At 70.4% G+C, this 23855-nt stretch carries 20 protein-coding genes and 1 pseudogene; 12 read left to right on the top strand and 9 right to left on the bottom strand.

Features of this window, described 5'->3' with window-relative positions:
• Positions 1-138: 138 nt before the first annotated feature.
• From ACWFR4_RS40670 to ACWFR4_RS40660, 3 genes are all read right to left on the bottom strand, one after another.
• Positions 139-1200 (bottom strand): lactonase family protein, encoded by a 1062-nt coding sequence (locus ACWFR4_RS40670; protein WP_453468127.1) that lies wholly within the window; start codon positions 1198-1200, stop codon positions 139-141.
• Between the two features lie 51 nt (positions 1201-1251).
• The gene (locus tag ACWFR4_RS40665; RefSeq protein ID WP_453468128.1) at positions 1252-2646 is read right to left on the bottom strand and encodes a nitric oxide synthase oxygenase; all 1395 of its coding nucleotides are present in this window, start codon (positions 2644-2646) and stop codon (positions 1252-1254) included.
• A 302-nt stretch (positions 2647-2948) separates the two neighbouring features.
• On the bottom strand, positions 2949-4460 hold the full coding sequence (locus tag ACWFR4_RS40660; RefSeq protein WP_453468134.1) for an FUSC family protein: 1512 nt from the start codon (positions 4458-4460) through the stop codon (positions 2949-2951).
• Between the two features lie 498 nt (positions 4461-4958).
• Between ACWFR4_RS40660 and ACWFR4_RS40655 the strand changes: the two genes are divergently transcribed.
• The 5 genes from ACWFR4_RS40655 to ACWFR4_RS40635 all read left to right on the top strand — a co-directional run bounded on the left by ACWFR4_RS40655 (position 4959) and on the right by ACWFR4_RS40635 (position 10934).
• Positions 4959-6428 (top strand): aldehyde dehydrogenase family protein, encoded by a 1470-nt coding sequence (locus tag ACWFR4_RS40655; RefSeq protein ID WP_453468129.1) that lies wholly within the window; start codon positions 4959-4961, stop codon positions 6426-6428.
• A 42-nt stretch (positions 6429-6470) separates the two neighbouring features.
• Entirely contained in the window at positions 6471-8039 is a 1569-nt protein-coding gene (locus ACWFR4_RS40650; RefSeq protein ID WP_453468130.1) for an APC family permease, read from the top strand.
• 20 nt (positions 8040-8059) lie between these two features.
• Positions 8060-9604, top strand: coding sequence for a GMC family oxidoreductase (locus ACWFR4_RS40645; protein ID WP_453656638.1), 1545 nt, complete (start codon positions 8060-8062; stop codon positions 9602-9604).
• A 212-nt stretch (positions 9605-9816) separates the two neighbouring features.
• Complete coding sequence (locus ACWFR4_RS40640) at positions 9817-10704, top strand: LLM class F420-dependent oxidoreductase (protein WP_453468132.1); 888 nt, start codon at positions 9817-9819, stop codon at positions 10702-10704.
• Between the two features lie 56 nt (positions 10705-10760).
• Positions 10761-10934: a hypothetical protein gene (locus tag ACWFR4_RS40635; protein ID WP_453468133.1), complete on the top strand. Its 174-nt coding sequence runs from the start codon at positions 10761-10763 to the stop codon at positions 10932-10934.
• A gap of 325 nt (positions 10935-11259) precedes the next feature.
• On the opposite strand, the gene ACWFR4_RS40630 is transcribed toward ACWFR4_RS40635, so the two are convergent.
• Positions 11260-13482: an NADP-dependent isocitrate dehydrogenase gene (locus ACWFR4_RS40630; RefSeq protein ID WP_453467833.1), complete on the bottom strand. Its 2223-nt coding sequence runs from the start codon at positions 13480-13482 to the stop codon at positions 11260-11262.
• Positions 13483-13688: 206 nt separating this feature from the next.
• On the opposite strand from ACWFR4_RS40630, the gene ACWFR4_RS40625 reads away from it, so the two are divergent.
• The 4 genes from ACWFR4_RS40625 (at position 13689) to ACWFR4_RS40610 (ending at position 16657) form a co-directional block, all read left to right on the top strand.
• Positions 13689-14171 carry an Lrp/AsnC family transcriptional regulator gene (locus ACWFR4_RS40625; RefSeq protein WP_266567339.1) on the top strand — a complete coding sequence of 161 codons (483 nt, stop codon included), beginning with the start codon at positions 13689-13691 and terminating at the stop codon, positions 14169-14171.
• 25 nt (positions 14172-14196) lie between these two features.
• Positions 14197-14895: an HAD family hydrolase gene (locus tag ACWFR4_RS40620; RefSeq protein WP_453467831.1), complete on the top strand. Its 699-nt coding sequence runs from the start codon at positions 14197-14199 to the stop codon at positions 14893-14895.
• Positions 14896-14990: 95 nt separating this feature from the next.
• On the top strand, positions 14991-15614 hold the full coding sequence (locus ACWFR4_RS40615) for a helix-turn-helix transcriptional regulator (RefSeq protein WP_453656637.1): 624 nt from the start codon (positions 14991-14993) through the stop codon (positions 15612-15614).
• A 65-nt stretch (positions 15615-15679) separates the two neighbouring features.
• Positions 15680-16657: a threo-3-hydroxy-L-aspartate ammonia-lyase gene (locus ACWFR4_RS40610; protein WP_453656636.1), complete on the top strand. Its 978-nt coding sequence runs from the start codon at positions 15680-15682 to the stop codon at positions 16655-16657.
• Positions 16658-16701: 44 nt separating this feature from the next.
• Here ACWFR4_RS40610 and ACWFR4_RS40605 read toward each other — a convergent pair whose 3' ends face one another.
• On the bottom strand, positions 16702-17346 hold the full coding sequence (locus ACWFR4_RS40605; protein WP_453467825.1) for an FxLYD domain-containing protein: 645 nt from the start codon (positions 17344-17346) through the stop codon (positions 16702-16704).
• 71 nt (positions 17347-17417) lie between these two features.
• Positions 17418-18509: a baeRF3 domain-containing protein gene (locus ACWFR4_RS40600; RefSeq protein ID WP_453467823.1), complete on the bottom strand. Its 1092-nt coding sequence runs from the start codon at positions 18507-18509 to the stop codon at positions 17418-17420.
• Positions 18510-18695: 186 nt separating this feature from the next.
• Between ACWFR4_RS40600 and ACWFR4_RS40595 the strand changes: the two genes are divergently transcribed.
• The gene (locus ACWFR4_RS40595) at positions 18696-20153 is read left to right on the top strand and encodes a basic amino acid/polyamine antiporter (protein ID WP_453467821.1); all 1458 of its coding nucleotides are present in this window, start codon (positions 18696-18698) and stop codon (positions 20151-20153) included.
• A gap of 40 nt (positions 20154-20193) precedes the next feature.
• Positions 20194-21456, top strand: coding sequence for an arginine deiminase (locus ACWFR4_RS40590; protein WP_453467819.1), 1263 nt, complete (start codon positions 20194-20196; stop codon positions 21454-21456).
• A 21-nt stretch (positions 21457-21477) separates the two neighbouring features.
• Here the strand turns inward: ACWFR4_RS40590 and ACWFR4_RS40585 are convergent, their stop codons facing one another.
• From ACWFR4_RS40585 to ACWFR4_RS40575, 3 genes are all read right to left on the bottom strand, one after another.
• The gene (locus ACWFR4_RS40585) at positions 21478-22341 is read right to left on the bottom strand and encodes a 3-hydroxybutyryl-CoA dehydrogenase (RefSeq protein ID WP_453467817.1); all 864 of its coding nucleotides are present in this window, start codon (positions 22339-22341) and stop codon (positions 21478-21480) included.
• Positions 22342-22407: 66 nt separating this feature from the next.
• A complete protein-coding gene (locus tag ACWFR4_RS40580) occupies positions 22408-22791 on the bottom strand; it encodes a Zn-ribbon domain-containing OB-fold protein (protein WP_453467837.1) in 384 nt (127 codons plus the stop codon).
• Between the two features lie 169 nt (positions 22792-22960).
• Positions 22961-23629, bottom strand: a complete 669-nt coding sequence (locus tag ACWFR4_RS40575; protein ID WP_453656646.1) for a TetR family transcriptional regulator — start codon at positions 23627-23629, stop codon at positions 22961-22963.
• Positions 23630-23774: 145 nt separating this feature from the next.
• Here ACWFR4_RS40575 and ACWFR4_RS40570 point away from each other — a divergent pair.
• Positions 23775-23855, top strand: a pseudogene (locus ACWFR4_RS40570) (electron transfer flavoprotein subunit beta); the annotation flags it as partial.

Genomic DNA, 23855 nt, shown 5'->3' with positions numbered 1-23855 from the left:
CGGGGGGGGTTGGGTACCCCCCGCTTAGGCCGGGTGGGGGGCGGGGGCCCCGTGGGGGCCCCGGCCCGACCCCGGCCCCGGGCCGGGGCCCCCCCGGGGGGGGGGGGGCCCGGGCGCCGTACCCGCTCGGGGACGGTCTCAGCCGAAGATCACGCAGGACGCGGCGGGCGCCTCGATGGAGCCGCTGCGGCGCGGGAGACCGGTCTCGCGGTCCACGGAGAACCACGTCACGTCGCCGGACCGCTCGTTCGCCGCGTACAGGAAGCGGCCCGAGGGGTGCAGCGCCAGGTCGCGCGGCCAGTCGCCGCCGCAGGAGACGGTGGCGCGCAGCGTCGGGCGGTCGGCGGTCGTGTCGAGGGCGAGGACGGAGATGACGTTCGCGCCGCGTGTGGCGGTCCACAGGAAGCGCCCGTCGGGCGCCACGACGACCGCGGAGGGGAACGCGTCGCCGTGCGGCGCGTCCGGCAGTACGGAGATCTCCCCGAGCGGCTGCAGAGCGCCCTCGTCGGCGTCCCACTGGCAGACGGTGACGCTCGGCGTGAGCTCGTTCAGGATGTACGCGCGGTCGCCGCGCGGGTGGAACGCGAGGTGCCGCGGTCCCGAGCCGGGCCGCAGGGCGACCTCGCGGTGCACGTCCAGGCGCCCGTCCCGCATCGAGCAGACCCGCACGGAGTCGGTGCCGAGGTCCACGCTGACGGCCCAGCGGCCGCTGGGGTCCGGCATCACCTGGTGGGCGTGCGGGCCCTGCTGGCGCTTGGGATGCGTGCCGGAACCCTCGTGCCGCAGTTCGTCGACAGAGCCGCCGTCGAGGGTGCCGTCGGCGCGCAGCCGTACCGAAGTGACACTGCCCGAGCCGTAGTTGGCGGTGAGCACATGGCCGTCGTACAGGGCGAGATGGGTGGGGCCCGAGGCGCGGACGGACACGCCGCGCCCGGCGAGTTCCGGCTTGCCGTCCCCGGTGCGGAACGCGGCGACGGCTCCCTCCGAGGTCTCGCTCACCGCGTAGAGGATGTCGCGCGCGGGCGAGAGCGCGAGGTACGAGGGGTCGGGGAGCGTGTCGACGGAGCTGAGCACGGTGAGTGAGCCGCTGTCCATGTGCACGGACGCGGTGAGGATCCCGGAGCCTCCCGCGGCGGTGAAGGATCCGATGTACGCCCGTCCGCCCTGCCTGTCGCCCACTCGAATCCCCTTGCACCGCATGCACGGTGAGCCCGGTGCTCGCCGTTCGTGCGGCCGACGGTAGCAGCGGGTCTAGACCAGGAAGTCGCCGGACGCCCTGGCGAGTGCCTCGGGATGCTGTACGTACGCCGGCGTGCGCTCCGTGGTGTCGTACGTGCGGTGGAAGACGGGGGTGGCCGAGCCGGAGATCGGCGGCACGATCCAGGACCAGTCGGCGCCGACCGTGCGGCCCTTGCGCTCCTCGCGGTCGAGGTGGGTGAGGAAGCGCCGGGACTCGGTGTGATGGTCCGTGACGGTGACGCCTGCTCGGTCGAACGAGTACAGGACGGCGCGGTTCAGCTCGACGAGGGCTCGGTCCTTCCACAGGGAGCGGTCGCTGGTGGTGTCGAGGCCGAGACGTTCCGCGATAAGCGGCAGGAGGTCGTAGCGGTCGGTGTCGGCGAGGTTGCGGGCGCCTATCTCGGTGCCCATGTACCAGCCGTTGAAGGGGGCGGCCTGATAGCAGATCCCGCCGATCTCCAGGCACATCGTCGACAGGGCGGGCACGGCGTGCCAGCGCAGGCGCAGCCCGGCCCACCAGTCGTGGTCCTCGTGCTCGATGGGGACTTCGAGGACCGCGTCGGGCGGCAGGTCGAAGCAGCGCGGCTTGTCGTCGGTGCCCTGGACGATCAGGGGCAGTACGTCGAAGGGGGTGCCGTCGCCGCCGCGCCAGCCGAGGCGCCGGGCGAGCGCGGTGAGTCCCTCGTTGCGCGGGTCGCCGACGACACGGCCGTCGCGCTGCACGTACCCCGCGTACCGGATGAGCTGTTCGTTCCAGATGCGCGGTCCGGGGCGGTCCGGCGCGTCGGGTGCGAAGACGGTGATCAGGGGGCGGATGCGGCCGCCCTGGGAGGCCCCGCGCAGATGGTCGGCGCAGGCGGCCGCGATGTCCTCGGCGGCGGTGAGGTGGCGGCGGTCACGGACGTGCAGGGAGTTCCAGTAGAGGCGGCCGATGCAGCGGTTGGCGTTCCGCCAGGCGACGCGAGCCCCGAAGGTGAGCTCGCGCTCGGTGTGGCGATACGTTCCTGTGTCCGCGATCTCGGCGTATGCCTCCGCGAGGCGGGGGGCCGGATCGCCGAGCCGCTCCTCGGCGTGGTGGGCGCGGATGAAGTCGGATGCGGCGGGCCAGAGTTCTGGGGTGCGGGGAGCTGGGTCACGGGGGTGGGAGCTGCGGGGGTGGCCGATACCGGTGGCGGAGGGGTGACGGCGGGCGGCGCCCTCCGGGCAGCGATCGTGCCGCTCCTGGAAGCCTCCGCCCCAGGCGATGGCTCCGTCTCCGCTCGCGGCTCCGACCCGCGCCGCGCCGACATCCCTTGTCTCGGCTCGATTCCTGGCCGTGGCTCCGTCCCACGCCGCGACTCCGTCTCTTGCCTCGGCTCGGTCCAGCCAGCCGGCGGGACCGTCGGTTCGCTGTGGTGTATCGGGCATGGCGCACTCCCAGGGGGTCCCCGGCCGCGGGCCCTCCCGCGGGGCCGCGCACTCCGTGCGTCCACATGATGCCGCTGCGTCACCCATCCGGGGGCCGATCCGTCGTCTACGTGACAGGTGAATCCGCCCCGGGCCGCGCCGGGCCGTCCGGCTCGCGGGGCGTTGCCGCAGGTGGGACAGGTGCCGTGGGGCCGCGACCGTACGCGCGATCAGACCCCGACCAGTGGGGAGCGCGCAGAGCACTACAGGGGCGCGAAATATCCAGCGCGCGCCCTCTTCCGGTGGGCCGGAGCCGCGAGGGCTCAGACGCCGACCGCGACCCGGTTGGATCCGCGCAGCGGGACGGCGAGTTCGAGCAGCGCCTGCTCCAGGGCGTGGAGATGGGCCAGCACGGGTTCGCCCTCGACGACCTGCGGCACCGCAGCGGATGCGGTCTGGCGGCGCTGCCCGCCCGCCGGGGCGTCGGTGAGCGCCTCGACGGCGGTCTCCACGCGCCAGCAGGCCGCGGCGAGCCGGGCGTCGTGCGAGGCCTCCGGGTCGGCGACGACGGAGGCTAGCCCGCGCACCTCGCGCGCACAGTCGTCGAGCAGTTCGAGTACGTGCCGGGCCCGGCCCATCCGCGCCCGCATCGGGCTGAACGGATGCACCAGCGGCGCGAGCGAGAGCCGCACCCTGCCGAGGATCGACTCCAGTTCGGTCACGCGCCGGGTCGGGTCGGCCGTCGGTGAGCCCGCGAGCCGGGCGGCGGACTCGGCGGTACAGGCGTGGACGCAGCGCAGGGCCCGCTCGACCCACGCGTCGGTGACGGAGTGCGTGGTCACCGGCAGCACGAGCAGTACCGCGAGCACGGCGCCGAGCGCCCCGACGGCGGTCTCGCTGACCCGCAGGACGAGCAGCGCCGGGTCGAGCACGCCGAGCAGCCCGTACAGCATGCTCGCCATGACGGTGACGGCGAGCATCATCCACGTGTACGAGACAGCGGCGGTGTAGAAGATCCCGAACACGCTGAGCGCGACGATCACCGCGGCCGCGACCGGCTGGTCGTGCAGCGGCACGGCCACGGCGAAGCCGAGCACGATGCCGAGCACCGTGCCGAGGAACCGCCGGAATCCGCGCACAACGGTCTCCCCGCGGGACGTCGTGTTCACGAACACCCACCACGTGGCGCCCACGGCCCAGTACCACCGCTGGTCGGACAGCACCTGACCGGCGGCGAGCGCGAAGCCGGCGCCCATGGTCGCCTGCACGGCCTGCCGCGTCGTGATGCGCGCGAGCCGGCGCCCACCGGTGGGCGCCGCCACCGCCGCGGGCGTCGGCAGCCGGCGCTCGTAGCACCACAGGCCGAACCGCACGACGGACGCGGAGGCCAGCGAGAGGAGTACGGCCGCGTACAGCTCGGGGAGCTGGTCCGGCACGGTGTGCAGGAACTGCGCGGCGAAGAAGGTCATGAACGCGAACACGCCGAGGGAGTGCCCGCGCGGCCCCCACCGCCGCGCGTACACGCCGGCGCCCACAACCGCGAGGAACGCCAGGTCACGGGCGACGGGCACGTCGTGCAGCACGGCCGCGAGCCCGAGCACCGGGAGTCCGACGGCCGGGAGCAGCGCGGTTGTCACGGCCTGTCCGCGCACCGTCGCGTCGGTCACCGTGAACAGGGCGAGCAGCGCGGCCAGGCCACCGGTGATGGCCGCGACGAGCGAGTGTCCGGCGAGCCCGCACAGGGCCACCGCAAGGCTGATGCCGAGGACGCCACGGGCCGCGAAGCGCAGCCGCAGCCGCCCCGGATCCGGAGCCACGAACACCCTCTTCAGCACAGCCACCCACCCTTTCCGCGTCGCCGCGGAACTCCGCATGAAAAAGGCGCCGCGGAGATCCCGCAGCGCCATCGACGGGAACATCACAGCACCTCAAGGGCCTATGGATCAACAGCAGGCGAAAGCCTTGGGCCAATGGCCCAGTCAAAAGCTCCGCGCCTCAGCCGGAAGGGGACCAACGGACCACGGCGAGGGAGACGGCGCACTGCCGGCCTTCGAAGCGGCAGGCAAACGGCCGACGACCCGTCCGCCGCGCTTGAAGCCGGTGACGACCGCCTCGGCGGGGCGGGCCCCATGGACGTACGCCTCACGCATCCGCGTCACGAGCTGAGCCGGCGCCGCCGGAACCTGCTCACCGCTGGCCCCCGCGGTGCTGCACGGACGACGTCGCCTACTTACTGTCGGTTAGTGGAGCACCACACCACGTGCTCGGGAGCGGGATCGGAGGACCGATCGTGCTCGGGAGCTGGATCGAACGTCCGACCCGGAGGAGTCTGCATGCCTGAGCTGTTCATCGGTGGCAGGTGGATCGCTGCCGTCGACGGGCGGGTGCGCGAGATCCGCTGCCCGGCCGACGGCACGCTGGTCGCGACGGTCGACGAGGCGGGTCCGCAGGACGCGGCGGCTGCGGTCGCCGCGGCCCGTGAAGCCTTCGACCGCGGACCGTGGCCCGCCACACCGGCCGCCGAGCGCGGCGCGCTGCTGCTGCGTGTGGCCGCCCTCGTCGAGCGTGACAAGGACGCACTCGCCCGCGCCGAATCCCTGGACACCGGGAAACGGCTCGTGGAGAGCGAATACGACATGGACGACATCGCCAACTGCTTCCGCTACTTCGGCAATCTGGTGGCCTCCGGCGGCACCGACCGGATCGTCGACACCGGCAACCCCGGCGTGGACAGCCGAGTGGTGCACGTGCCGGTCGGCGTGTGCGCGCTGATCACTCCCTGGAACTATCCGCTGCTGCAGACCGCGTGGAAGGTCGCCCCCGCGCTCGGCGCGGGCAACACCTTCGTCCTCAAGCCCAGCGAGCTCACTCCCCACACCGCGATCATCCTGATGCGGCTGCTGGCCGAGACCGGACTGCCCGACGGGGTCGCCAATCTCGTCCTGGGCACCGGTCCGGACGCGGGAGCACCGCTCACCGAAGACCCTCGGGTCGACATGGTGTCGTTCACCGGTGGTCTCGTCACGGGACGGCGCATCATGGCCGCGGCCTCGGCCACCGTGAAGAAGGTGGCTCTGGAGCTCGGCGGCAAGAACCCCAACATCGTGTTCGGCGACGCCGACTACGAGACGGCTGTCGACTACGCCCTGATGGCCGTGTTCCTGCACTCCGGTCAGGTCTGTTCGGCCGGGGCGCGGCTGCTGGTCCAGGACGAGCTGCACGACAGGTTCGTCGAGGACCTGGTGGCGCGGGCCCGGGCGATCCCGATGGGCGGCCCGTTCGACGAGGATGCCCGCACGGGTCCGCTGATCTCCGCCGCCCACCGCGACAAGGTCGAGGCATATGTGGCCGCCGGCGTTGCGGAGGGTGCGGTGCTGCGCTGCGGTGGCGTCCGGCCCGAGGGCCCGGCACTGCGGGACGGTTACTACTATCCGCCGACCGTCCTCGCCGAGTGCACCCCGGGCATGTCGGTGGTGCGCGACGAATCCTTCGGCCCGGTCCTGACCGTCGAGCGGTTCCGCGACGAGGCCGAGGCGGTCGCCCTCGCGAATGACACCGTCTACGGCCTGACCGGAGCGGTCTGGACGCAGAACGCCGAGCGAGCCGAGCGGGTCGCGTCCCTGCTGAACGCCGGGACCGTATGGATCAACGACTTCCACCCGTACGTACCGCAGGCCGAGTGGGGCGGGATGAAGCAGTCCGGCGTCGGCCGGGAGCTGGGTCCGACCGGCCTCGCGGAGTACCAGGAGGCCAAGCACATCTGGCGTAACACCGCGCCACGGCCGCAGCGGTGGTTCGAGTGAGCCCTGGGCACGCCACCACCCGCGCGGGAGAGGAGAACGGCGATGCCGGACATTCCGCCTGATGGACCTGGTCACGCCGCGAGTGGTCAAGACCAGGACGCCGCGCTCACGGAGCTGGGCTACAAGCCCGAACTCAAGCGCACCCTAGGCAATTTCCACACCTTCGCCGCCGGAATCAGTTACATCTCCATCCTGACCGGCACCTTCCAGCTGTTCTACTTCGGCGTCAGCTTCGGCGGGCCGGCCTACTGGTGGTCGTGGCCGATGGTTTTCATCGGGCAGCTGATGGTGGCGCTGAGCTTCTGTGAACTCGCGGGGCGCTTCCCCGTCGCGGGGTCGGTCTACAACTGGGCCAAGCACACGGGCGGTCCGCACATCGGCTGGCTGGCGGGCTGGATGATGACGATCGCGACCATGGTGTCGCTGGCCGCCGTGGCCCTCGCGTACCAGCTGACGCTGCCTCAGATCTCGAGCGTCTTCCAGGTGATCGGCGACGGGACGGGACAGTACGACGCGGCCACCAACGCCGTGCTCCTGGGCACGATCCTCATCCTCTTCACCACCCTGGTCAACGCCTTCGGCGTCAAACTGATGGCCACCATCAACTCCGCCGGAGTGTTCATCGAGTTGATCGCCGCGGTCGTGCTGGTGGGCCTGCTGGCAGCGCACATCACCCGCGGTCCGAGCGCGCTCCTCGACACCGACGGCTACGGACAGGGCCAGCCGCTCGGCTACCTCGGCGCATTCCTGACCGCGTCGCTCGCCTCGGCGTACGTGATGTACGGCTTCGACACCGCCTCCTCGCTCGGTGAGGAGTCCATCGATCCGGCCCGCAACGCTCCGCGCGCCATCCTGCGCGCACTGATCGCCTCCTTCGTCCTGGGCGGCCTGATCCTGCTCTTCGCGCTGCTCGCCACCCCTGATCTGCGGGCCAAGGAGCTGTCGGTGGACGGTCTGCAGTACGTGGTGAAGGCCACGCTCGGCGAGACGGTCGGCCTGGCCGTGCTGTGGTGCGTCGTCATCGCCATCACCGTGTGCGCCTTGTCCGTACAGACCGCCGGCCTGCGCATGGCGTTCGCGATGGCCCGTGACAACAACCTGCCGGCCGGCTCCAAACTGGCCAGGATCAGCCCGCGGTTCAAGACACCGGTGGTCGCCACGTGCCTGATCGGGATCGTGGCGATCGCCATCCTCGTCGTCAACATCAAACAACCGCAGATCTTCTCGGTTGTCACCAGCATCGCCATCATCATGATCTACATCGCGTATCTCCTGGTCACGGGGCCCATGCTGGTACAGCGGCTGCGCGGCGAGTGGATGCCCGCGCCCGGCTGCTTCTCACTGGGCCGCTTCGGCCTGCCGGTCAACATCCTGGCGGTGCTCTGGGGCGCCGCGATGTCGGTCAACCTGCTGTGGCCGCGCGCCGCGGTCTACAACGCCACCGGACCCCAGCACTGGTATCTGCGATGGGGCGGCGTCCTGTTCGTCAGCGTCGTCGCGGCCGCGGGCTTCACCTACTACTGGTTCGTGCAGCGCAAGAAGACCGGCGTGATCGCCGAACACGCCGTCGGAGAACCTCCGGAGCCCGCACCGGCCCACGGCGGATTCTGAATCGAGAAGGAGCAGCAGAGGTGGACGAGTTCGATTACGTGGTGGTCGGCGGTGGTACGGCCGGGGCGGTCGTGGCCGCGCGGCTGAGCGAGGACCCGGCCATCACTGTCTGTGTGCTGGAAGCCGGTCCCTCCGACGTCGGCGACGACAGCATCCTGCGGCTCGAGCGGTGGATGGCCCTGCTGGAGTCCGGTTACGACTGGGACTACCCGGTGGAGCCGCAGGAGAACGGCAACAGCTTCATGCGACACGCCCGCGCCAAGGTCCTCGGCGGCTGCTCGTCTCACAACTCCTGCATCGCGTTCTGGGCGCCGGCCGAGGATCTCGACGAGTGGGGGGCGCTGGGCTGTACGGGGTGGAGCGCCGCGGACTGCTACCCGCTCTACCAGCGCCTTGAGACCAACGACGCGCCCGGGGACCACCATGGCCGCTCCGGCCCCGTCACCATCCGCACGATCCCGCCCAACGACCCGTGCGGCAGGGCCCTGTTGGCCGCCTGCGCCGACGCGGGCATTCCCACCACGCCGTTCAACACCGGCTCCACGGTGGTGCGCGGCGCGCACTGGTTCCAGATCAACGCCCGTGCGGACGGCACCCGTTCGTCCGCGTCCGTGTCGTATCTCCATCCGATTCTCGACAACCGGCCGAATCTGGAGATCCGTACCGGGCTCCAGGCCAAGTCGCTGCGGTTCGACGACGGCAAGCACTGCACCGGTGTCGATTACTTGGAACCCGACACCATTCACAGCGGCTCGGTCGCGGCGCGGCGTGAAGTCATCGTGAGCTGCGGGGCCATCGACTCGCCGAAGCTGCTGATGCTGTCGGGCATCGGCCCGGCCGGGGATCTGCGCGATTGCGGCGTCGATGTGCGGGTGGACTCCCCCGGTGTCGGCTCGCATCTCCAGGACCATCCGGAGGGTGTGATCATGTGGGAGGCGAAGCAGCCCATGGTCACGAGGTCCACCCAGTGGTGGGAGATCGGCATCTTCGCTGGAACCGAACCAGGCCTGGACCGGCCCGACTTGATGTTCCACTACGGCTCGGTGCCCTTCGACATGAACACGTACCGGCGCGGCTACCCGACGACGGACAACGCGTTCTGTCTCACGCCGAACGTCACCCGGGCCCGGTCCATGGGCACGGTGCGGCTGCGCACCCGCGACTTCCGTGACAAGCCCAGGGTCGACCCGCGGTACTTCACGGATGAGCACGACATCCGGGTGATGATCCACGGGCTTCGGCTCGCACGGGAGATCACGGCGCAGGCGCCGATGGCCGCGTGGGCGGGTGCCGAACTCGCCCCGGGCCCGGCCGCTCAGTCCGACGACGAGCTGTTCTCGTACGTCAAGGAGACCCACAACACGGTGTATCACCCGGCGGGAACGGTCCGGATGGGCTCGGCGTCCGACGCGGACTCTCCGCTCGACCCGCAGCTGCGGGTCAAAGGGGTCAGCGGGCTGCGGGTGGCCGACGCGTCGGTCATGCCGTTCCTGCCTGCCGTCAATCCGTGCATCACGACGATGATGATCGGCGAGAAGTGCGCCGACATGATCAAGGCGGGTTGATCCGGGGTGGGTGTTGACGGTGCGGCCCGCCCAGGCGGCCATCGCGCACAAAGGTCGCCTGCCTCGACGGTGTCCGCATCCGGTCGGCACCCGGCCGCCGAACTCGATCACCCACATCGGGCGCATCGCATAGATCACGCGGAATACAAGATCACCTACGAGGGTTGCGGCAGACGTCGAACATTGATCCACCTGGCAGCGGGAGGCAGCTCATGAGCTTCAGCGACAGCAGCAGCACGCAGGCATCTGCGATCGGAAGGTACGGCCTGTGGAACACCGGGCTGCGCGACCCAGACCCTGCCCGGGCGGCCGAACTCGCCGAAACCGCAGCGGAGTTGGAGCAGTTCGGCTACGGCGCGCTCTGGCTCGGCGGCAGCAGTGGCATCGAACACGCCGCCCCGCTGATCGAGGCCACCTCGAAGATCACCGTCGCGACCGGCATCCTCAGCATCTGGCAGCACGAGGCGCGGGAGACCACCGACCGCTGGGCCGCCCTGGAGGCCGCCCACCCCGGCCGGTTCCTGCTCGGCCTCGGCGTGAGCCACGCGAAGCTCACCGCGCAGTACAAGCGTCCGTACGGCGCCATGGTCGACTACCTCGACGCGCTGGACGCCGCGGGGATCCCGGCCGACCGCCGCGTGTTGGCCGCGCTCGGCCCGCGCATGCTGGAGCTCTCCCGGGACCGTGCCGCCGGCGCCCACCCGTATCTGGTCACCCCTGAGCACACCGCGCAGGCCCGTGAGGCGCTCGGCCAGGGGCCGCTGCTCGCGCCGGAGTTCACCGTGGTCCTGGAGGCCGACGCGGACCGCGCCCGGGCGACCGCCCGCGAGACGCTCGCGTTCTATCTGCAGCTGACCAACTACACCAACAGCTGGCTGCGTCTTGGCTTCACCGAGGACGACTTCGCGAACGGCGGCAGCGACCGGCTCGTCGACGCCCTCTTCGGCTGGGGTGACGAGCAGCGGGTGCGCGAGCGGATCGACGCCTTCCTGGACGCGGGCGCGGACCACGTCGCCATCCAGGTGCTGGTCTCGGGCGAGGACCGGGCCGGCCTTCCCCGGGAGCAGTGGCGGCGGCTGGCGGCGGCACTGGAGCTCTGAGTCCAGGGGCGTGAAATCCTCGCGCCTTCCTGGACGGGCGGGTCACCCACGAGTTGATGCTGTCGGTCCGGCCAACCGCCGACGCCGATCCGGACTGCAGCGAGTGGGCAGCCGAGTCCGCCGTCATCTGGCGGAACATGCCGAAGATCGTGTTCTCCAGAACGCCGGGGAACACCGGCTGGAACACGACGATCGTGCGGGACCTCGTCGTGGAGGACACCTGGCGCTGAAGGAGCGGACCGGCGGGGACATGGCGCTCGGCGGCACCGATCTCGCGGCGGCCTTCATGGGGCACGACCTGGTAGACGTTCCGCCTGTTCGTCGATCCGGTGCTGATCGGGGGCGGGAAGCCGCTGTTCTCCCGGCGTCGGGCCGCACGGTCCCGCTCCGGGCTGGTGGCGAGCCGGACGTTCGGGAACGGGGTCGAGCTGCTGCGCCACCGGCGTGCCTCGGAGGCGGCCACGTAGTCACCCGTACCTCGGAAACGGGACCGCCCCGGCCGGCTGGTGCCGACCGGGGCGGAACGCGTCACACCGGGAGTGCTGCCTGAAGTGCTCAGGCGAGCGACGCGATGGCCTGGTTGAACGTGGCCGACGGGCGCATGATCGCCGCGGCCTTGGCGGCGTCGGGCTGGTAGTAGCCGCCGATGTCGGCCGGGTTGCCCTGGACCGCGATCAGCTCGTCGACGATCGTCTGCTCCTGCTCGCCGAGGGTCTTGGCGAGCGGCGCGAACGCCTCGGCGAGCTGGGCGTCGTCGGTCTGCTTGGCCAGCTCCTGCGCCCAGTACAGGGCGAGGTAGAAGTGGCTGCCGCGGTTGTCGATGCCGCCCAGCTTGCGGCTCGGCGACTTGTCCTCGTTGAGGAAGGTGCCGGTCGCGCGGTCGAGGGTGTCGCCCAGGATCTTGGCGCGGGCGTTGCCCGTGGTGGTCGCGAGGTGCTCGAAGGAGACGGCGAGGGCGAGGAACTCACCGAGGCTGTCCCAGCGCAGGTAGTCCTCCTTGACGAGCTGCTGGACGTGCTTCGGGGCGGAGCCGCCGGCGCCCGTCTCGAACAGACCGCCGCCGTTCATCAGCGGGACGACGGAGAGCATCTTCGCGCTCGTGCCCAGCTCGAGGATCGGGAAGAGGTCGGTCAGGTAGTCGCGCAGGACGTTGCCGGTGACGGAGATGGTGTCCTCGCCGCGGCGGATGCGCTCCAGGGAGAACGCGGTGGCCTCGACCGGCGACATGATCTCGATCTGGAGACCGTCCGTGTCGTGGTCGGCCAGGTACGTCTTGACCTTCTCGATGAGCGTCGCGTCGTGCGCGCGGCCCTCGTCGAGCCAGAACACGGCCGGGTTGCCGGTCGCGCGGGCGCGCGTGACGGCGAGCTTGACCCAGTCCTGGATGGGCAGGTCCTTGGTCTGGCAGGCGCGGAAGATGTCGCCCTCGGCGACCTCCTGCTCCAGGACCACGTTGCCCGCGGCGTCCACGAGGCGGACGGTGCCCGCGGCCTGGATCTCGAACGTCTTGTCGTGGCTGCCGTACTCCTCGGCCTTCTGCGCCATGAGGCCGACGTTCGGCACCGAGCCCATCGTGGACGGGTCGAAGGCGCCGTTGGCGCGGCAGTCGTCGAGGACGACCTGGTAGACGCCGGAGTAGCTGCTGTCGGGCAGCACCGCGAGGGTGTCGGCCTCGTCGCCGTCCGGGCCCCACATGTGGCCGGAGGTGCGGATCATGGCCGGCATGGACGCGTCGACGATGACGTCGGACGGTACGTGCAGGTTGGTGATGCCCTTGTCGGAGTCGACCATGGCGAGGGCGGGGCCCTCGGCGATCTCGGCCTCGAAGGACGCCTTGATCTCGGCGCCCAGGTGGGGCACGGAGTCCAGGCCCTTGAGGATGGTGCCGAGGCCGTCGTTCGGGGACAGGCCGGCGGCGACGAGAGCCTCGCCGTACTTCGCGAACGTCTTCGGGAAGAAGGCGCGCACGACGTGGCCGAAGACGATCGGGTCGGAGACCTTCATCATCGTGGCCTTGAGGTGCACGGAGAACAGCACGCCCTCGGCCTTGGCCTTGGCGATCTGCGCCGTGAGGAACTCGCGCAGCGCGGCGACGCGCAGGACGGAGGCGTCGATGACCTCGCCGGCGAGGACCGGTACGGACTCGCGCAGGACGGTGGTGGTGCCGTCGGCGGCCGCCAGCTCGATGCGCAGGGTGCCGGGCTCGGCGATGACCGCGGACTTCTCGGTGGAACGGAAGTCGTTGGCGCCCATGGTGGCGACGTTGGTCTTCGACTCCGGCGTCCACTTGCCCATGCGGTGGGGGTGCGCCTTGGCGTAGTTCTTGACCGACGCGGGGGCGCGGCGGTCGGAGTTGCCCTCGCGCAGGACCGGGTTGACGGCGCTGCCCTTGACCTTGTCGTAACGGGCGCGGACGTCCTTGTCCTCGTCCGTCTGCGGGTCGTCCGGGTAGTCCGGCAGCGCGTAGCCCTGGGCCTGCAGCTCGGCGATGGCCGCCTTCAGCTGCGGGATGGAGGCCGAGATGTTCGGCAGCTTGATGATGTTCGCGCCGGGCGTCTTGGCCAGCTCGCCGAGCTCGGCGAGCGCGTCGTCGATGCGCTGGCCCTCCTCGAGGCGCTCCGGGAAGCTGGCGATGATCCGCCCGGCCAGCGAGATGTCGCGGCTCTCCACACTGACGCCGGCGGTCGAGGCGTAGGCCTCGACCACGGGCAGGAACGAATACGTCGCGAGGGCCGGGGCCTCGTCGGTGTGCGTATAGATGATGGTCGAGTCAGTCACCGGGTGCTCCGCTCCACGTCTGCAACATTGCTCGACATCAAGATATCTCGTGACCGACCCCCTCTCGACAGGACCCCGCACCGGATCCCGCACCGGATCCCGGGCTGCTTCCCTGACGTGCTCCGCCGGCCCGCACAATCCCGGATCCACTGGACCATTGGTACAGTCGTCCGGCGATCACCGCCCCGCGAAGGAGGCCGCAACCCATGGCCGTGGACGAGTTGGACACCCGCATCCTGCGTCTCCTCCTGGAGCAGCCGCGTACGAGTGTGCGCGAGTACGCCCGCATCCTCGGCGTGGCCCGCGGCACGCTCCAGGCGCGGCTCGACCGGCTGGAGCGCGACGGCGTGATCACCGGCACCGGTCCGGCCCTCTCCCCCACGGCGCTCGGTCACCCCGTCCTCGCCTTCGTCCACATCGAGGTCACGCAGGGCCATCTCGAAGACGTCGGCGACGCGCTCGCCGGCGTGCCGGAGATCATCGAGGCCTTCTCGATCACCGGCGGCGGAGACCTCCTGACCCGCGTCGCGGCCCGCGACAACGGCCATCTGGAGGACATCATCCAGCAGCTCAACCGGCTGCCCGGCGTGGTCCGCACCCGCACCGAGGTCGCGCTGCGCGAGCGCGTGCCGCACCGGATCCTGCCGCTCGTCGAGGCGATCGGCCGGGCCGCCGCCGAGCGCCGGTGACCGCCGCCTTGGCATCCTGGAACGCATGAGCACCCTGGGCAGCACCGCGGTCGTCCTCGACCTCGACGGAACCCTCGTGGACAGCGAGCCGAACTACTTCGAGGCGTGCCGGCGCACCCTCGCCGAGCACGGCGTCCCGGACTTCACCTGGCAGGAACACGAGACGTACGTCGGCATCAGCACCCAGGAGACCATCGAGATCCTGCGCCAGAAGTACGGCATCCAGGCCCCGGTGGAGGCGCTGCTCACAGAGATGAACACCCGCTATCTGGCGCTCGCGCGCGCGGGCACGGCGGTCTATCCGCAGATGCGGAAGCTCGTGGAGCGACTGCACGCGGAGGGGGTCCCGATGGCCGTAGCGTCCGGATCGTCGCCCGAGGCCATCGACGCGATCCTGTCGGGTACGGGCCTGGCCGCACAGCTCAGGATCTACGTCTCCGCGGACGAGGTCGCCCACGGCAAGCCCGCACCCGACGTGTTCCTGGAGGCGGCGCGCAGGCTCGGCGCGATGCCCGCGCACTGCGCGGTGATGGAGGACGCGATCCCGGGAGCCGCGGCCGCGTATGCCGCGGGGATGCGCTGCATCGCGATCCCGTACGTGGCCGCGCAGGCCGACGATCCCGCGTTCGCCACGGCGGGGCTGCTGTTCCGGGGCGGGCAGCGGGAGTTCACGGCCGAGGCCGCGTACGACTGGCTGGCGAGGACGGCGACTCCGAGCACGTGACCACGTGAACTCTCCGGACAACCATTGATCTCCGACTCTCCGCGCAGCGATTGATCTCTCTGGACGAACAGTCCAGCTCTTTATAAACTGTCAACATGTCCGAACCCGGTCACACCCATCTCATGGAGCAGCTCCAGCAGGTCGCCAAGGGGCTCGCGGCCACGTTCGCGCCGTTCTGCGAGGTCGTCGTGCACGATCTCGACGACCCTGACCACGCGATCGTCGCCATCGAGAACAACCTGTCGGGCCGTTCCGTGGGCGACCCCGCCACCGAACTCGGGCTCGCACGGCTGGCCGACGACACGTACCCGCAGGTCGTGGCGAACTATCCGAACCGGTTCGCGGACGGCCGCCGGGTCAAGAGCACGTCGATCGGCGTCAAGGACGAGCAGGGCCACTACGCCGGCGCGCTCTGCCTGAACATCGACATGACCGTCTTCGACGGCATCCGCACCGTGCTCGACCACTTCGGCCGCTCCGACGGCTCCGCGACCCCCGCCGAGTCGCTCGACCCGGCGGGCGGCGACGCCATCCGCGCCCGCATCGACGCGTTCGCCGCCGACCGCGCGACCACGCCCCGCGCCCTGCGGACGACCCAACGCCGTGAACTCGTAAGGGAGTTGAAGGCCCAGGGCTTCATGGAAGTACGCCGGTCGGCAGGCATCGTCGCCGACCACCTGGGTGTGTCGAGGGCGACGGTGTACGCGGATACGAAATGAGCGGATGCCACATGCCGCATGCCCGGACGCCACATGAGCAGCTGCCAATTGAGAGGAAGTCCCCCATGGCCGACCTGACGCCGACCGACCTGCCGACCTACGAGGACGTCGTGCGCGCGCACGAGCGCGTCGCCCCGCACGCCCACCGCACCCCCGTGCTCACCTCGCGCCTCACCGACGCCGAACTCGGCGCCTCCCTCCACTTCAAGTGCGAGAACCTCCAGCGCATGGGCGCCTTCAAGTTCCGCGGCGCGTTCAACGCGCTGTCCAGGTTCTCCCCGGAGCAGCGCCGCGCCGGCGTCGTCGCCTACTCGTCCGGCAACCACGCGCAGGCCGTGGCCCTGTCCGCCGCCATCCTGGAAATGCCCGCGACCATCGTCATGCCGCACGACGCGCCCGCGGCCAAGCTGGCCGCCACCAAGGGGTACGGCGCGGAGGTCGTGATGTACGACCGCTACTCGGAGAACGTCGAGGAGATCGGGCACCGGGTCGCCGCCGAGCGGGGCCTGACGCTGATCCCGCCGTACGACCACCCGGATGTGATGGCGGGTCAGGGCACCGCGGCCAAGGAGCTGTTCGAGGAGGTCGGCGAACTCGACGCGCTGTTCGTGCCGTTGGGCGGCGGCGGGCTGCTCTCCGGGTCGATCCTCGCCGCCCGCGCCCTGTCCCCGGGCTGCGCGGTCTACGGCGTCGAGCCCGAGGCGGGCGACGACGGCAGGCAGTCGCTGCGCTCGGGCCACATCGTCGACATCGACACCCCGCAGACGATCGCGGACGGCGCGCAGACACGGCACCTGGGCAAGCACACCTTCGCCGTCATCAAGGACGGCGTCGACGACATCCTCACCGCGACGGACGACCAACTCGTCGAGTGCATGCGGATCTTCCACACCCGGATGAAGACCGTCGTCGAGCCGACGGGCTGCCTCGGCTTCGCCGCCGCGCGCGCCCTGGCCGGGCAGCTGCGCGGCCGCCGCGTCGGTGTCATCGTCAGCGGCGGCAACATCGACGTCGAACGCTTCGCGCAGTTGCTCCGGCCCTGAGGCGCTTCCCTGCAGCGCTGCACACTCAGTAGCGCTGCTCGGACTCAGTAGCGCTGCGCCTTGGCGACCTTCGCGGTCAGCTTCATCTCCGGGGGCTTGCGGCTGATGGCGAGGGGCTGGGCCCGCTCGCCGGGGTCGAGGTTCTCCGCGCCGACGTACCGGGTCTCGACGACCTTGCCGTCGGCGTCCTTGAAGTCGACCTGCACCGCGTAGGACGCCTTCTTGTCGGTGCGGTTGGTGATGTTGACGACGACGGCGAACACGCCGCCCGTCTGGGACCGAGGTTTCCCGGTGAGGGCGACGTCGGCCGTGGCGTTGCCCTGGCCCTTGACCTTCATGAGTTCACTGGCGGCCGCGGCGTTGGCCCGTTCGACCTCTGCCGACACGGACGCCTCGAACTCGGAGGCCCTGGCCGACGCGGAGCTCGCCGCCGCCGAGGCCTCCGCCTTCGCCGAGGCGACGGCCGACTTGGCGGCCGACGCCATCGCGGAGGGCGGGGTGCCGGAGAAGGAAGCCGTATTGGGGGGTGTCGCGCGCGGGCTGACGCTCGACGAACTGTTGTTGCCGTTGTCCGTGCTGCACGATACGAGGGCCGCGGCGCTTGTCGCGGCGGCGAGCACCGCGAGGACGGCCGTCATGGACCGCCGCCGGCGCGGCGCTGGCTTCTTCCCGGGGGAACCGGCACTCATTCAGACGTCTCCTTGAATCTCTCCGAAAGGTCTGGCTCTTTCCGGCACCTCTGACAGGGGTGCCGACGAGGTCAATAGCGCATGATTCCGACGATTCCCGTCTCCTCCGGGAGGGTTCCGTCGGGGACGAAGCGCACCTCGGCGCCCGTCTCCAGGGCCCGTTCGACGATCTCGTCGACGATGTCGTCGTGGGCGTCCAGGTCGCCGGGCTCGGCCGGGACCAGGTGATCGCCGTCCTGCCGGACGGTGGTGCGGAAGTGCTCCTCGACGACGAGTGCGCGGACCCGCCCGGCGGCGACGTGCTCCCACACCTCGTCCACGCCCGCGGCGAACTCCTTCCAGCCCCGGGCGCGCTCGATGTCCGCCATGGTGGCGGCCACACTCTGCTGCTCCTGTGCGGTGACGGCGGGCCGCACCGCCTCGCGCACGGCTTCCGCTCCGGCGTTCGCGAGCCCGCCGAGGGCCACGGGGACGGCGTGCTCGGTGGCGGTTCCGACCTCGTTGAGCAGCGTGACGGCCGCCTGCTCACCGGCCACGTACAGCCGCGCCGTCGGAGCCAGGGCCTCGCCGAGCGCCGTGTCGACCTGCCGGAGGAACTGGCGGGTCTGCTCGTCTCGGTAGGTGCTCGGGAGGTCCCCGATGCGCTCCTTGCGCTCGGCGTCGGGGTCGTCGAGGCTCCGGGTCAGCGGGAATCCCGCGGTGTGCTGCTCCACGAGGCGCCGCGCGTCGCCCCTCCACAGCGCGGCGCGGTCCGCCGAGACCGCGAGGACCCAGTAGGGCTGTTCGGCGGTGTACGCGGCGACGAGATTGCGGGTCAGATACGTGTCGGCGAGGACGACCCGTTCGGGGACGGTGCGCGGCAGCGACCACACGTGGTGCTCGCCCGGCGAGGCGAAGATCGCCAGACCGTCCTCGGCGTGGTCGAGGTCGATCTCCGCGAGCGCCAGATCCAGCTGCTCGACGACGTCCTGGCGGCGCTCCGGGGTCACCGCGGGATCGGCCTCCAGCTCCTTGGCCGCGCCGGCCAGCAGATTGCGCAGCCGGATGGGGTCCTGCGCGTTGTCCGGCTTCCGCCGGTGCGTGGGCACGAGGACCGACACTGCCGGATAGTGCCGGGGCCGGCGCAGCGACGCGAGCACGGCGGGTGTCAGTTCGGGCTGCATGGGAGCGCCTTCCCAGAGGAGTGAGGCTTCGCAAGGCTTCCTCGATGCACGATATGCCCGAAATTCCGGTTCAGCGCGCGGCACTACTCCCCTTGCCGCCCACTCACCCCCCAAGGGGACATCCCGGACATTTTGTGAATATGGTCGTCCTCTGTCGGTTCCAACGCCCCACGGCCAGAGGAAGACATGAAGGCAGAAGGCACCCTCGCCGCCGACCAGCCCGAGCAGTCACCCGCGGCCAAGCTGACCCTGCTCACACTGACGACGATGGTCGTCGGATCCATGGTCGGTGCCGGCGTGTTCTCCCTGCCGAGCCGCTTCGCGCAGGAGACCGGCGTGGCCGGCGCCCTGATCGCGTGGGCCATCGCCGGCACCGGCATGCTGATGCTCGCCTTCGTCTTCCAGAAGCTCGCCGTCCGCAGGCCCGATCTGGACGCCGGTGTGTACGCGTACGCCAAGGCCGGGTTCGGCGAATATCTGGGCTTCTTCTCGGCGTTCGGCTACTGGGCCAGCGCCTGCGTCGGCAATGTGACGTACTGGGTACTGATCATGTCGACCATCGGCGCGATCGCCCCGGCCCTCGGCGAAGGCGACACCGCCCTCGCGATCATCCTTTCCTCCGCGGGGCTGTGGGCGTTCTTCTTCCTGATCCGGCGGGGCGTCAAGGAAGCCGCCACGATCAACCGCATCGTCACGGTCGCGAAGGTCGTGCCGATCCTCGTCTTCGTCCTCCTGGCCCTGTTCTGCCTCAAACCGCATGTCTTCGCGGAGAACTTCGGCGGCGCCGACTACGCGGGCTCACTGTTCCACCAGGTCAGAGGGACGATGCTGGCCACGGTCTTCGTGTTCCTCGGCGTCGAGGGTGCGAGCGTCTACTCCCGCCACGCCAAACGCCGCGAGGACATCGGACGCGCGACCGTGCTGGGTTTCCTGAGCGTCTTCGCCGTCTTCGCCTCCGTCACGATCGTGTCGTACGGCATCCTGCCGATGAGCGAGATCGCCGAGCTGCGCCAGCCGTCCATGGCAGGCGTCCTCGAGGAGGCGGTCGGCACCTGGGGCAAGGTGTTCGTCAGCGTCGGCCTCATCATCTCCGTGCTCGGCGCCTATCTCGCGTGGACGCTGATGGCGGCCGAGGTCCTCCTCGTCGCCGCCAGGGACAGTGACATGCCGCGGTTCCTGGCCCGCACGAGCCGCGCCGACGTTCCCGTGCCCGCACTCGTGATGACCACGGCCCTCTCCCAGGTCGTCCTGGTCATCACCTCGTTCTCCGACGACGCGTTCAACTTCGCGCTCGATCTGACCAGCGCCCTGTCGCTGATCCCGTTCCTGCTGGCCGCCGCGTTCGCCGTGAAGATCGCGGTGCGACCGGACGCACTCACGGTCGGGGCCCACGACTCGCGCGGCGAACTCGTCGTGGCGGGCGTCGCGACCGTCTACACGGCGTTCCTTCTCTACGCGGCCGGCATGAAGTTCGTCCTGGTGTCCTTCATCATCTACGCGCCCGCCACGGTGCTCTTCGTGATGGCCCGCCGCGAACAGGGCAGACGTCTGTTCTCCCCCGCCGAACTCGTAATCCTCGCGGTGTCCGTGGCCGGAGCAGTCCTCGGTGTCATCGCCCTGGCGGCCGGCTGGATCAGCCTCTGACCGGCCCGCCCGTCACACCGACTCTCTGGAAAGGCACATCGTGACCAGCAACGACACCACGGCCGAGCCGGCGCTCGGCGTCCACTCCGAGGTCGGCACGCTGCGCAAGGTCCTGGTCTGCGCGCCCGGCCTCGCCCACCGCAGGCTCACCCCGACCAACTCCGACGACCTCCTCTTCGACGACGTGATGTGGGTGGAGAACGCCCAGCGCGACCACGCCGACTTCGTCAACAAGCTGCGCGGACGCGGCGTCGACGTCGTCGAACTGCACGAACTCCTCACCGAGACCATGACGATCCCCGAGGCGAAGGCCTGGCTCCTGGACTGCAAGATCGTCGCGAACGAGGTCGGCCTCGGCCTCATGGACGACACCCGGGCCTTCCTCGACGAGCTCAGCCCGCACCGTCTCACCGAGTATCTGATCGGCGGACTGGCCACCACCGACCTGCCGGACGAGTTCCGCTCCGACTACGTCGACCTGGTCCGCGAGTCGACGGGCGTACGCGAGTACCTCATGCCGCCCCTGCCCAACACCCTCTACACCCGCGACACGACCTGCTGGCTGTACGAAGGCGTCACCCTCAACCCGCTGTACTGGCCCGCACGCCACGACGAGACCCTGCTGATGAAGGCGATCTACACGTTCCACCCGGACTTCACCGGCTCCACCGTGTGGTGGGGAGACCCCGAACGGGACTGGGGCCAGGCCACGTTCGAGGGCGGCGACATCATGCCCGTGGGCAACGGCGTCGTCCTGATGGGCATGAGCGAACGCACCTCACGCCAGGCGATCACTCAGGTGGCGGCCGCGCTGTTCGAGAACGGCGCGGCGGACCAGGTCATCGTCGCCGGCATGCCGAAGCTGCGCTCCGCCATGCACCTGGACACCGTCTTCACCTTCGCCGACCGCGACATCGTCACGCTCTACCCGGCCATCATGGACGCCGTCCACACGTTCACTCTGCGCCCCGGCGACGATCCGTCCGGCCTCCACATCACCGACGAGGGCTCGCGCCCGTTCGTCGACGTCGTGGCGAAGGCGCTCGGCCTCGGCGCACTGCGCGTGATCGAGACCGGCGGCGACGTCTACGCCTCCGAGCGCCAGCAGTGGGACAGCGGCAACAACGCCGTCGCGGTCGAGCCGGGCGTCGTCATCACGTACGACCGCAACACCCAGACGAACACGCTGCTGCGCAAGGCGGGCGTCGAGGTCATCACCATCGTCGGCGCGGAACTCGGCCGCGGCCGAGGCGGCGGGCACTGCATGACATGCCCGCTGATCCGGGACCCGGTCGACTTCTGACCGGCGCCGAGTGCGCCCGGCTCAGCTGTCGTACGCGTAGAAGCCGCGCCCCGACTTCCGGCCGAGCGCGCCCGCGGCGACCATGCGGCGCAGCAGCGGCGGGGGCGCGTACAGCGGCTCCTTGAACTCGTCGTACATCGACTCCGCGATGGACTGGGCCGTGTCGAGGCCGATGAGGTCGAGGAGGCGCAGCGGGCCCATGGGATGCGCGCAGCCGAGCACCATGCCGTTGTCGATGTCCTCGGCGGACGCGGCCCCCGACTCCAGCATCCTGACGGCGGAGACGAGGTAGGGGATCAGCAGGGCGTTGACGACGAAACCCGCCCGGTCCTGGGCGTGGACGACGGTCTTGCCGAGCCGCCGCTCGGCGAAGTCCGTCACCGCGTCGGTGACGCTCTGCGCGGTGAGCTGGGTCGGGATGACCTCGACGAGGCGCTGTACGGGTACGGGGTTGAAGAAGTGGACGCCTACGACCTGCTGGGGGCGCGAGGTGACCGCGGCGAGGTCGATGATCGGGGTGGAGGAGGTGTTGGAGGCGATGACCGCGTCCCCGCCGCCGAGCACCCGGTCGAGCTCCTTGAACACGGCGGTCTTCACGTCGGGCTGCTCGGCGACGGCCTCGACGACCAGGTCACGGTCGGCGAACTCGTCGAGGTCGGTGGTGAACTCCAGCCTGGCGAGGGCGGCTTCGCGCTCGTCCGCGCTCAACTTGCCGCTGCGCAGGCCGCGGTCGAGGGACGCGGTGATACGGGACCGGCCGGCCGCAAGCGCCTCTTCGCCGCGCTCGGCGACCAGGACGTCGAGACCGGCGCGGGCGCAGACCTCCGCGATGCCCGATCCCATCAGGCCGCAGCCCACCACGCCCACTCTGCCGAACTCACGCATCGAAGATCGTCCTCTCTTACCGCCGCCCGCGGTTGCCGGGCCACCAGTTGTCGCAATACGACAGGGTCACTGCCAGTCGGTGCGTCCGCCCGTGTCGCACAGCTCGAAGACGACTTCCCCGGCGTCGGGGTCGCTGCCGGCCACGGGCCGCACCCGGGCGCCGATCCACACCAGGTTCGGGGCGGCACCGACGACACGGCACCGGAACACGAAGCCTTCGGGGAAGCGGACGAGGGACTCGTTGCGCGCCGTCCCCGTGTAACGGTTCACGACGCTGGACTGCACGACGACGCCAAGACCGTCGCTGTGTTCGGCCTGCAGATCGCTCGACGCGCACACCGGACACAGCAGCCGCCGGAACGAGGCGGTGCCGCACCATCGGCAGCGCTGGATCGTCAGGCCGGTCCCGTCGGGCCCGGTCGGCGCGGTGTGGGACACCTGGTGCCCGATCGGCGCGGTGTGGGTTGCTGTTGCTGTCTCGGACACGGCTCGGCCCCCTGCGCTCGGCTCTGATGCGCCGCACCATCGCGTCGGCGCCTCCGCACCGTATGGCACTGAGTTCCGAGCTGTAAAGGTACTGAGTGCCAAATCCAGTCGGATCCGTCCCCGGATCGAGCCCTCAGCCCTGGCCGAAGGCCGCTTCGATCCGCTGCACGACCTGCCACATCGGGGCACCCTTCGGGGCGACCATCACGACGACTTCTTCCTCGGCGGCGGGCAGGGCCGCACCCCGATCCGCGCCACTCCAGACACCGCGCACCATCCCCAGAGCGTGGTCCACGGCCGCGTACGGGTCTCCCTCACCACCCGAACGGAGCCAGGAGCGGAGCCCGTTGTTATGGGCGGCGACGACGGACGCGGCGATCACCTCGGCCCGCAGCGCGCCGTCCCGCTCCCCCTCGAAACGCTCCCGCAGATAGCCCGCCAGGGTGCGCTCGTAGCGCCGCACCACCGACAGCTCGTACGTCCGCAGCCCCGGCACCTCGCGCGTGAGGCGATAACGCTGCACGGAGAACTCGGGGTTGGCCGCGTACATGCGCAGCACGAGGCGCGCCGCGTCGGAGACGGTGCCCACCGGGTCGCTGCCGTCATCCTCTTCGAGGAACGCCGTCATGTCGGCGAGGCAGCGCTCGTGATCCGGGAAGACCGCGTCCTCCTTGGACGGGAAGTACCGGAAGAACGACCTGCGCCCGACACCGGCACGGGCGACGATGTCGTCGACCGTGGTCTGCTCGAAACCCCGGTCGAGGAAGAGCTGGAACGCCGCCTCGGCGAGCACCTCGCGCATCGGCGCTTTCTTGGCCGGTCTGGTCGCCTCAGTCATGCCGGGAACGTAACACCGAAGCGGCCCCTCTGGCACCACGTACCTTGCCAGAGGGTACTGAGTGCCATAGTGTCGCTTTCAGGAACCACACCAGGGTAGGAGAGCCGGCGTGAGCTTGAGGATCGTTGTCACCGTGAAGTATGTGCCGGATGCGACGGGGGACCGGCATTTCGCTGATGACCTGACGGTG

The sequence above is a fragment of the Streptomyces sp. NPDC055140 genome, assembly GCF_053607285.1.
Note: the sequence above shows the minus strand (reverse complement) of the source record. Positions and strands in the feature narration are given on the sequence as shown.

Bases quoted from the DNA above. Each gene is read 5' to 3' on its own strand.
- ACWFR4_RS40635 (WP_453468133.1), top strand. From the start codon at position 10,761: ATGCTGTCGGTCCGGCCAACCGCCGACGCCGATCCGGACTGCAGCGAG.
- ACWFR4_RS40625 (WP_266567339.1), top strand. From the start codon at position 13,689: ATGGCCGTGGACGAGTTGGACACCCGCATCCTGCGTCTCCTCCTGGAG.
- ACWFR4_RS40575 (WP_453656646.1), bottom strand. From the start codon at position 23,629: ATGCGCGAGGTGCTCGCCGAGGCGGCGTTCCAGCTCTTCCTCGACCGG.
- ACWFR4_RS40585 (WP_453467817.1), bottom strand. From the start codon at position 22,341: ATGCGTGAGTTCGGCAGAGTGGGCGTGGTGGGCTGCGGCCTGATGGGA.
- ACWFR4_RS40655 (WP_453468129.1), top strand. From the start codon at position 4,959: ATGCCTGAGCTGTTCATCGGTGGCAGGTGGATCGCTGCCGTCGACGGG.
- ACWFR4_RS40620 (WP_453467831.1), top strand. From the start codon at position 14,197: ATGAGCACCCTGGGCAGCACCGCGGTCGTCCTCGACCTCGACGGAACC.
- ACWFR4_RS40615 (WP_453656637.1), top strand. From the start codon at position 14,991: ATGTCCGAACCCGGTCACACCCATCTCATGGAGCAGCTCCAGCAGGTC.
- ACWFR4_RS40595 (WP_453467821.1), top strand. From the start codon at position 18,696: ATGAAGGCAGAAGGCACCCTCGCCGCCGACCAGCCCGAGCAGTCACCC.
- ACWFR4_RS40670 (WP_453468127.1), bottom strand. From the start codon at position 1,200: ATGCGGTGCAAGGGGATTCGAGTGGGCGACAGGCAGGGCGGACGGGCG.
- ACWFR4_RS40605 (WP_453467825.1), bottom strand. From the start codon at position 17,346: ATGAGTGCCGGTTCCCCCGGGAAGAAGCCAGCGCCGCGCCGGCGGCGG.
- ACWFR4_RS40610 (WP_453656636.1), top strand. From the start codon at position 15,680: ATGGCCGACCTGACGCCGACCGACCTGCCGACCTACGAGGACGTCGTG.
- ACWFR4_RS40665 (WP_453468128.1), bottom strand. From the start codon at position 2,646: ATGCCCGATACACCACAGCGAACCGACGGTCCCGCCGGCTGGCTGGAC.
- ACWFR4_RS40650 (WP_453468130.1), top strand. From the start codon at position 6,471: ATGCCGGACATTCCGCCTGATGGACCTGGTCACGCCGCGAGTGGTCAA.
- ACWFR4_RS40600 (WP_453467823.1), bottom strand. From the start codon at position 18,509: ATGCAGCCCGAACTGACACCCGCCGTGCTCGCGTCGCTGCGCCGGCCC.
- ACWFR4_RS40640 (WP_453468132.1), top strand. From the start codon at position 9,817: ATGAGCTTCAGCGACAGCAGCAGCACGCAGGCATCTGCGATCGGAAGG.